Consider the following 8,501-nt stretch of genomic DNA (forward strand, 5'->3'; position numbering starts at 1 on the left):
CCCAGCTCCGCCAGCTCCCAGCCCTGATCCGCCAGCTCATCCAGCTCCGCCTGGGCGGCTTTCACGTCCTCGGCGGTGTAGCGGAACCACCGGGTCATCTTATCTTTCACGCTCCATCCTCCTCCAGCCGGGCCAGAATACCGTCCAGCCACTGCCCGTCCAGCGGCCCCATGTTGGTCTCTACCCACAAAACCACGCTGCCCCGGCGGATGAGCCACACATCCCCCGCAGCCCCCTCCGGATAGTTGCCGCCGGATATGCCGTACCGCTCCAGCCACACATTCTCATAGCCAGGCACCTCCTTCTGGTTGGCGGTACCCAGTTCTTTCCGGTACTGCTCCGTTACCCAATCGGCCAGCCAGTCCCAGGGCAGCGCCCATGCCTCGCTCTCCGCATAGCCGTAGGCGAAGCCGCCCTCCGTCATGGTCCCGACCTCATACCATTCCGTCCGGGCGGACAGGAGGGTGGCGTGGGTCTCCAGCCGCTCCACATCGGTCCGCTCCGGCAGGAGCCGCCCATCCGCCAGAGGCGGTCTGACACACACCAGCCCCGCCACCCCGGACAGGGGCAGCAGCCGCAGCACCAGCAGCACCGCCACACAGACCAGGGTACCCTTGGCATACCGGCGCTTACGCTGGTACTCCATCAGCATGGGGTCCCTGCCCAGTACGATCAGGCAGCCGATGGCCGTACCGATGATCCATCCCAGATTCACTTCCTTTGCCATGGTGTCCAGCAGGAAAGCCAGCACCAGGGGGATCAGGAGCAGATTCCCCGCCAGGGTACACAGCCGGGCTGCCAGGGTACTGCCCGGCCCCGGTACCGGGAAGGACTCCTCCCGGGCAATGGCCCGCTTCCATTGGCCCAGCCGCAGCAGCAGCCTTCCCGACCACAGCACCCCGCCCGGCAGAAGCAGGGGCAGCAGCAGGAAGAGCATAGCCCCTGTGTTGGTATCCGTGAAAAAGGTGGCCAAAAAGCGCCAGTCCAGCGCCCCCGGCTTCCAAGCCGCCGCCACGCCCAGCAGCAGCGCCAGCACCGCCAGAATGCCCCCCGTGGTCCCCCAGCCGATGGTCATTCGCCGCAGGGCCTTTTTCCGGAACCGCCGGTACTCCAATTCCCCGTCGGTCTGGATGGGGGCCGTCCCCGCCGGGGCCTCGTAGAGGTTCCAGTAGCTGAGCTGCCCCACCTGCCGCCAGCCCGCGTCGGCCAGCAGGGTGCGGTAGTCCAGCCCATCCTCCCGGTTGGGGTCGTACCAGTCCAGGCAGTAGCATACCGGCTCCTCCGCCGGGACAAAGGCGGCCAGCAGGTCCAGCCACATCTTTTCCAGCCGCCAACCCTCCGCCGCCCGGCGGTTGAGCATGGCCTCCGCCGCCTTGATATCCATGACGGGATAGGCAAATACCGTCCATTTCCGCTTCATGTCCCTTCCTCCTCCCGCAAAACCGCCTCCATGTCCGCCGCCTGCTGGCGAATGCGCCGGTACTCCTCCCGCAGGGCGCGGTCCCCCTCCGGGGTGAGCTGGTAGTACTTCCGCTTGTCCTCCACCCGGGTGAGGGCGATCAGCTTCTCCCCCTCAAATCGTTCCAGCAAGGCGTACAGGGTACCCGCCCCGATGTTCACCCGACCGTCTGTCAGGGCGGTGATGGCCTGCATGATGCCGTAGCCATGGCGCTCGGTCCGCAGGGCCAACAGAACGTAAAACATCTGCTCCGTCAGGGTCTCCAGCTTTTTACGGGCCATCCTCCTCACCTCCCGGAGTATATCGATGTTCGTTATAATGATACTATATCAATATTCGATATAAGTCAAGCATAAAAAGAGGGGCCGTCTCCGGCTCCTCGTAAAAGTTTATTTGGCCAGCATCTGGAACCACCGGCTCCGCACGCCCTCCGCCCGGAATCCGGCGGAGCGATAGAGAGAAAAGGCTCTTTGATTATCGGTGGCCACCAGCAGGCGGCAGCAGGGATATCCCCGCTCCGCCAGCAGTTCCAGCACCGCGGACAGCAGACTCTTTCCCAGGCCCCTGCCCCGGAAGTCCTTATGGAGGGCGATGCCGTCAATTACCGGCGTCTCCCCCGACAGGTCCAGCTCGTACACTCCCACCGGGACCTGGTCGTGCTGGACGAAGCCGCAGACAAACTCCGGCGAGAGCGCCCGCTCCAGGTCCAGGGGACCGTAGGTGGCGGAGTTGGGCATGTCAAAAAAGCAGGCGTTGTGGAGCGTGAGCCAGGTCCCGCCCCGCCCCCGGGTAAGGGGACACAGCTCCACCTCCTCCTGGTGGGGCGGCAGGGCAGTCAGCTCCCGCTCCATCCACAGCAGATCCCGAGCGTGGACCAGGGAGAAGCCGTCCCACTCTCCCTCAAAAAGAGGGGCCTCCGGGTCGCTGGAGGTGACCAGCAGCTGGGAGGCGCCCAGACCCAGCAGTTCCTCCCTGCCCCGGCTCAGCTGCTCTCCCAGCTCCGCGGTCCTGCACCGGCGGATGGCCAGATACCCCGTCCCCTTGGCCGCAATTTCTCCGGCAAAAATCTCATAGGCAGCTTCCATATCCACCGTCTCTCCTTCCCCATTCCTCCCCCGGCCACTCCGCCGGGTCAGAAGGCCTCATAGACAAACACACCATTTCCGGTGAAAAAGATCAGTACCAGAGCCAGCATGGCGGCGTATACCGCCACACTCACCACCAACTTCACCGTCCACAGGGGGGCGGGCAGAGGGGGTGCCTTTTTCCGGCCCTTGCCCCCCTCCGGGGCGGACATCTGCACCGTCCACTCCGCCAGCTGCCCGGCGGGAGCTCCGGCCAGCAGGGCAAACAGCGGGATCGCCCAGCTGTTGGAAATGGGGTCGGCGGGCAGCACCATGGCCGCCGCCGTTCCCGCCAGCAGCAGGGCATGGGGCAGCAGGCTCCGCCTGGAGGCGGAGCGCACTCCGGCCAGAATACCCCCGGCGGCCAGCAGCAGCACCCCCAGCATATAGCTTTGCAGCAGCGGATGCATCATCGTCTGAACAATCTGGTCCCGAAGGGGGGTTCCCCCGTCCACTCTGGCCCAGCTGTAATCGTAGGAGGCAAACTGCTGCCGCACCCGCTCCGCCATGGCCCGGAGGGACAGCGCTCCCGCCTCCAGCCCCGCCAGGGGTCCAGCGCCGGTGAGCAGCCATACCAGACCGCCCGCCGCCAGCCATGCCAGCAGCAGGGCCGCAGCCAGTACCAACACCCGCCTTCCCATCGCCCCGTCCGTTTTCCGTCCGGGCAGGGTGAGCAGCAGCCAGGCCACCGCTCCCAGCAGAGGCACGGGCAGGCCGGGCTCCAGCGCCAGGCACAGCCCCCAGGCCGCCCCGGCCAGGCCGTGGTTCCAACCTGTTTTGGAAAAGGGGCGGCAGAGCAGCAGCCACAGCCCCGCCAGCAGCAGGGCGGTGTACAGAGGCATGGGGGTGAGCACCCCGGCCGCAAAGAGCAGGGTGGGGCAGAGGGCCAGGATACCCCCGGCCATCAGCCCGGCCAGCCGGGAGCCGGTGAGCTTCTCCCCGATCAGGGCGGTGAGCAGGCAGCCCACCCCGCCCCACACCCCGTTGGTCAGCTGTACCGCCGCCAGGGTGGGACCAAAGAGCCGGAGCACCAGGCTCTCATAGAGGACAAAGGGCAGCCCCTCTGCCAGTCCGGCGCCCTGGGCCAGAGCGCGCCACTCCCCCGCCCCCGCCCGGGACAGCTCCAGGGCCAGGTTCCAGCCGGCGAGGTAGTCCCCGTGGGGCCACACTGTCCACTTCAGGGCAAATACTCCCCGCAAAACCGCCGCTCCCACCGCCAGCAGAACCAGCCATATCCGGCTTTCCCCCGCCAGCAGCCGGACCAGCAGGATAAGGCAGAACAGTCCCCCCAGGGCGGCACCGGTGTACAAGGGCTGAAGGGTACCCGCTTCCCGGCAAATCCCCGCCGCCGCCAGCACCGTCAGGGCGGCGGCGGGCAGCAGCAGGAGCAGGCCCGGCCTTCCGGCGGGTTCACCCAGTTCCCGGCGGAGGGTCTGCTCCTCTTCGGTCAGGGCCAGTCTCTTCTGTTGCTCCATGTCAGCCCTCCTCCGCCAGCCAGGGGTCGATATAATCGGTAAACCAGGGGGCGCCGGTATCGTAATCCAGGTGTCCCGTGTCAAAGAAGTACTGGTCCTCCACCACCCGGGTCATATCCAGGGTCTCGATGCCCAGCCGCTCCAGCTGCTCTTCGGCATAGTCCATAATTCCCTGGGCGGCGGGGTAGATGTCCAGCTTGCCGTTCCAGGGCATCCAGATGGCCCGCAGCCGGATCCCGTGGGTCTCACACCAAGCGGCCAGCCGGTCCAGGGCGGCAAAGTTCTCGGCGCAGTCGGCGGGCGTGGTCTCCCCGAAGCGCTCCACCAGGCTCTTCCAGCTGGTCATCAGGTCGGCGTCGGACAGCGCGCCCCGGTACACCGCCCGCTGCTGGCCGCTGGAATCCACACTGAGAAAGGGCTCCCCCCGGAGCAGGTGGTCCACCCCATCGGTGAGCAGCTGGCTCAGCCGGTCCCGCTGGAAGTAGAGGTAGGGCTCATACCATTTCCGGTGCCAGGGATAGGTGGCGTTGGTGGGCAGGCTGTCCAGGAAGGACAGGTTGTTCAGCCCCAGCACCAGATCCTCCGTCACCGTCAGCTTCCCCTGCTCCAGCATTTCGGTGATGTCCTTCACCGTGCCGTAGTCCATGCCGATGTTGGCATAGCCCGCGCTGCCCTCCCGCCCCTCGATGTAGGAGGCGGTGACGGCGCTGCTGCCGAAGATGGCCTTCTCAAAGGTCATGTCCGGGTGCTCCAGGCGGATAAGCTCATAGTCGTTGCGCCAGATGCAGGTCATCTGCCCCACCGGGTCGGTGAGGGTGAGGCAGGCCTCGCCTCCTGCCAGCACCGCCGCCAGCAGCAGGAGGAAGGCATATCGTTTCAGCCAGTTTTTCATAGGCGGACGAGTCCTTTCACCACTTCCGCCATCTGGCCCAAATCCATGGAGAAGGACAGGGCGTTGATGCCGAAGGCAAAGTTGACCACCAGGCAGCGCAGCCGGAATACTCCCTCCGGCATCCGCCGCCGGTCGGCGGTGGTGAGGCCCAGCAGGTTTTCCAGGGCCAGCAGGCCGCCCATAAAGGCGCCGCAGGCCAGGTTTTTCCAGCTAAAGCCGTGCCACATGCTCATCACCAGCATGGTGCACATGCCGATGGCGGCGGAGGCGGGGCGGCTGAGCCGCCTGCCGCTGACCACCACGAAGATGTGCTCCCGAATCCAGTCGCTGAGGGTGACGTGCCATTTCCGCCAGAACTGGGTAAAGCTGGCAGCGGTCAGGGGCTCCTTAAAGTTCTCCGCCACGGTAAAGCCGGTAAAGGCGGAGACGGCGATGGCGATGTCGCTGTACCCCGACAAATCGAAATAGAGGGTGAAGTAGCACACCGCAATCAGCCCCAGGCTCACCGGCAGGCACAGCCTGGCCTCCAGCAGCCGCTCCAGCGCCTGGCCCAGCAGGGCCACCAGCACCATCTTCTTGAACATACCCCGGATGAGGCGCTTCACCGCCTGGGTGGTGACCTGGGCGGTCACCGGCCGGGGAGCCAGATAGTCCCGCTCGAAATCCCGGTAGCGGAGGATGGGTCCCGAGGTAAGCACCGGGAAAAACAGCAGGAAGTTGGCGTAGGCGGCAAGGGGAATATCCTTGTCGGCGTAGTAGACGTAGAAGATGCCGTCAATGGCCTTGAGCATGTTGTAGGCAAAACCCACCAGGGTAAAGACGGCGGGCAGCATGGGGAGCATGAGGGCAAAGCGGGCGTAGAAGAAGGGCAGGGCGCACAGGGCGCAGAACAGGACAAACAGTCCCCGCCGCAGGCCCTCCCCCCGGGCGGCCTTCAGCACCCGGAGCATGGCGTAGGTGACGAGGGTATAGCCCACGTGGAACACCGCCAGCTGCCAGGAGACGAAGGCCAGCAGCCCCAGATCAAACAGCAGCAAAAAGGGGGTCAGCCGCCGTTGGGGGCTGACCCTGCGCAGGATGGCGGCAGCGGCGGCATAGAGCAGCGTGGACCCCAGAATCCAGGCCAGGGTGTCGGTCTGCAAATACCACATGGTCCCTTATCGCTCCGCCAGCTTCTGCTCCACCACCGCGGCAATCTCCTCCACGGTATTCATGGGGTAGAGGATGATGTCCTTCTGGGTAATCTCCACGTGGTAGGTGTCCTCCAGGAACAGGACGATCTCCGTGGCCCCCAGGGAATCCACAAAGCCGTAGTCGAACAGATGCACGTCGTCCCCGAAGTCCGGGTCGTCGGCGGGGATGTCAAAGTGCTCCAGAATAAAGGCCCGCAGGGTATCTTTCACCGAATGTTCCATGGCAATTTCCTCACTTTCTATAATTTTTTATCATACAGCGTACCCACCGGCCCCATGCCCGCCCGCTGCCAGTAGCGGTGGGCGGCGGGGTTATTCTGCAATACCTGCAGCTGCATGGTGGGAATCTCCCGCTGCCGCAGCCAGTCCTCCGCCAGGCCGGTAAGGGCCAGGGCCAGTCCCTGCCGCCGGAGGGCGGGCGCCACATACAAATCGTTGAGGTAGCCCACGCTGCCGCAGCCCCCGCACAGATACTCGTTGGCCAGGCGCAGGATGGAGCATACCACGAAGCCCCCCAGGCTGCCGTCCTCCCCCTGGGCCACCGCCGTGAAAATCAGGCGGGAGCGGATGCGCAGGCGGAGGGCCTCCTCCAGCCCCTGGGGCCGCAGCTCATAGGGCATACCAAATTCCCGCAGCTCCCGGTGGTAGTCCCGCTGGAGCTCCAGCAGGGCAGGCAGGTCCGCCTCTTCGGCCTCCCGCAGCGTCCAGCCCTTCACGGCTCCCGCCTCCCCTCCACCAGCTGCCGGCGGAGCAGCACCCGGTCAATCTTCCGGTTGGGGGTGAGGGGCAGGGCTTCAAAGATCTCCAGCCGCTTGGGCAGCATATATTTGGGAATCAGCCTGCCCAGAGCCAGGTTTACCTTCCGCAACTGGAGGGCCGTCTGGCTCTCCACCGCCAGGACAATCTCCTGGTTGAGCTCGTCAAACAGGGCGCACACCTTGTCCACCCCCTCCAGGGTGGCAGCGGCGGTCTCAATGTCCCCCAGCTCGATGCGGTTGCCCCGCAGCTTGAACTGGTGGTCCCGCCGTCCGCAGAAGAGGATGTTGCCGTCAGCATCCCACCTCCCCAAGTCCCCGGTGCGGTACATGATCTCCGGGTAGTCCGGGTTGAGGGGGTTGGGGACGAAGGCCCTGGCGGTCTGCTCTGGGGCGTTCCAGTAGCCCAGGGCCACGCCGCTGCCCAGCACGCAGATTTCCCCCTCCTCCCCCGGGGCGGCGGGGGTGTTGTCCTCCTTCAGCAGCAGCACCCGCGCCCCCCGCCAGGGCTTGCCGATGGGCAGGGGCTCGCTGTCGGCAAACTCCCGGTCCACCAGGTAGCAGGTGCAATCCACCGTAATCTCGGTAGGTCCGTAGAGGTTGGCGTACACCCGGCCGGGCAGGGTGCGGCGCCAGAGATTCAGCTGCCGGTTGGGCATCACCTCTCCGGCAAAGACCACGGTTTTCAGCGCCGGCAGCACCCGGCCCTCCAGGGCGCCGGAGTTGGCCACCGAAATCATCACCGTGGGTACCCAGAACAGGCAGGTGACCCCCTTCTCCTCCAGCAGATCCAGCAGCTTGTGGGGGTACATAAAGAGGATTTCCGGGATAATCACCAGCCTGGCCCCGGTCATCAGGCAGCCGTAGAGATCGAACACACTGTTGTCAAAGTGGAAGCCGGACTGGAGACCCAGTACCGAGTCCTGGGTCAGCCCAAAAGTGTCCACCACCGCCTGGGCATACTCCAGCACCCCCCGATGGGGGACGGTGACTCCCTTGGGTACCCCGGTGGAGCCGGAGGTATACATGATATAGCAGGGGTCGGTGTCGATCACCGCCTCCAGGGCAGCCATCACCCGCCGGTGGTCGGCCTCCGCCGCCGCCAGGCGGGTGTAGAGGACGGCACGCTCCGCCCCCAGCCCGGCCAGCCGCTCCATGCCCTCCTGGTCGGTGACCACCAGGGCGGGCTTCAGATTCTCCAGGGTGCGTCCCATCCGCTCCATGGGAATGGCGTAATCCACCGGGGCATAGGGGCAGCCGGCATACAGGGCGGCCAGAAAGCTCACCACACTCTCCCGGCTCTTGGGCAGGTAGACCAGCACCGGCTGGTTGGGCGACACCCCCAGCTCCAGCATGGCGGTGGCCGTCCGCTCCACCGCCTCCTCCAGCTCCCGCCAGGTCAGGGTCCCCCACTCGTCCTCCACCGCCGTCCGCTCCGGGAAGCGGGCGGCGGTCTGTGCCAGCCATCGGGCCGCGGAATTCAGCATGATTGGTTCCCCTCCGTCAGGGCGGCCTTCAGGCCCACCCGGTCAATCTTGTCGTTGGCGGTGTGGGGCAGCTTGTCCATGCACACCAGCTTCCCCGGCAGCATGTACTGGGGAAT

The 8,501-nt window shown here is 65.7% G+C and carries 9 protein-coding genes; all 9 read right to left on the reverse strand.

Annotated elements, in window-relative coordinates:
• Positions 1-106 precede the first annotated feature (106 nt).
• The 9 genes from Q0J74_RS09040 to Q0J74_RS09080 all read right to left on the reverse strand — a co-directional run bounded on the left by Q0J74_RS09040 (position 107) and on the right by Q0J74_RS09080 (position 8,385).
• Positions 107-1,420, reverse strand: a complete 1,314-nt coding sequence (locus Q0J74_RS09040; RefSeq protein WP_297213609.1) for a DUF2812 domain-containing protein — start codon at positions 1,418-1,420, stop codon at positions 107-109.
• Positions 1,417-1,740, reverse strand: coding sequence for a PadR family transcriptional regulator (locus Q0J74_RS09045; protein WP_297213612.1), 324 nt, complete (start codon positions 1,738-1,740; stop codon positions 1,417-1,419). Before Q0J74_RS09045 ends, Q0J74_RS09040 begins: the two co-directional genes overlap by 4 nt.
• Positions 1,741-1,848: 108 nt before the next feature.
• On the reverse strand, positions 1,849-2,544 hold the full coding sequence (locus Q0J74_RS09050) for a GNAT family N-acetyltransferase (protein WP_297213614.1): 696 nt from the start codon (positions 2,542-2,544) through the stop codon (positions 1,849-1,851).
• 47 nt (positions 2,545-2,591) lie between these two features.
• Complete coding sequence (locus Q0J74_RS09055) at positions 2,592-4,058, reverse strand: hypothetical protein (RefSeq protein ID WP_297213617.1); 1,467 nt, start codon at positions 4,056-4,058, stop codon at positions 2,592-2,594.
• 1 nt (position 4,059) lies between these two features.
• Positions 4,060-4,950 (reverse strand): hypothetical protein, encoded by an 891-nt coding sequence (locus Q0J74_RS09060; RefSeq protein WP_297213620.1) that lies wholly within the window; start codon positions 4,948-4,950, stop codon positions 4,060-4,062.
• The gene (locus Q0J74_RS09065; protein ID WP_297213623.1) at positions 4,947-6,101 is read right to left on the reverse strand and encodes an MBOAT family O-acyltransferase; all 1,155 of its coding nucleotides are present in this window, start codon (positions 6,099-6,101) and stop codon (positions 4,947-4,949) included. The genes Q0J74_RS09060 and Q0J74_RS09065 overlap by 4 nt, the downstream gene beginning before the upstream one ends.
• Positions 6,102-6,107: 6 nt before the next feature.
• Positions 6,108-6,365 carry an acyl carrier protein gene (locus Q0J74_RS09070; protein WP_297213626.1) on the reverse strand — a complete coding sequence of 86 codons (258 nt, stop codon included), beginning with the start codon at positions 6,363-6,365 and terminating at the stop codon, positions 6,108-6,110.
• Between the two features lie 17 nt (positions 6,366-6,382).
• Positions 6,383-6,859 (reverse strand): GNAT family N-acetyltransferase, encoded by a 477-nt coding sequence (locus Q0J74_RS09075; RefSeq protein WP_297213629.1) that lies wholly within the window; start codon positions 6,857-6,859, stop codon positions 6,383-6,385.
• Positions 6,856-8,385, reverse strand: coding sequence for an amino acid adenylation domain-containing protein (locus Q0J74_RS09080; protein ID WP_297213632.1), 1,530 nt, complete (start codon positions 8,383-8,385; stop codon positions 6,856-6,858). Before Q0J74_RS09080 ends, Q0J74_RS09075 begins: the two co-directional genes overlap by 4 nt.
• Between the last annotated feature and the right edge of the window lie 116 nt (positions 8,386-8,501).

It is taken from the genome of uncultured Flavonifractor sp. (assembly GCF_944387675.1).
In the GTDB taxonomy this organism is placed as follows: domain Bacteria; phylum Bacillota; class Clostridia; order Oscillospirales; family Oscillospiraceae; genus Flavonifractor.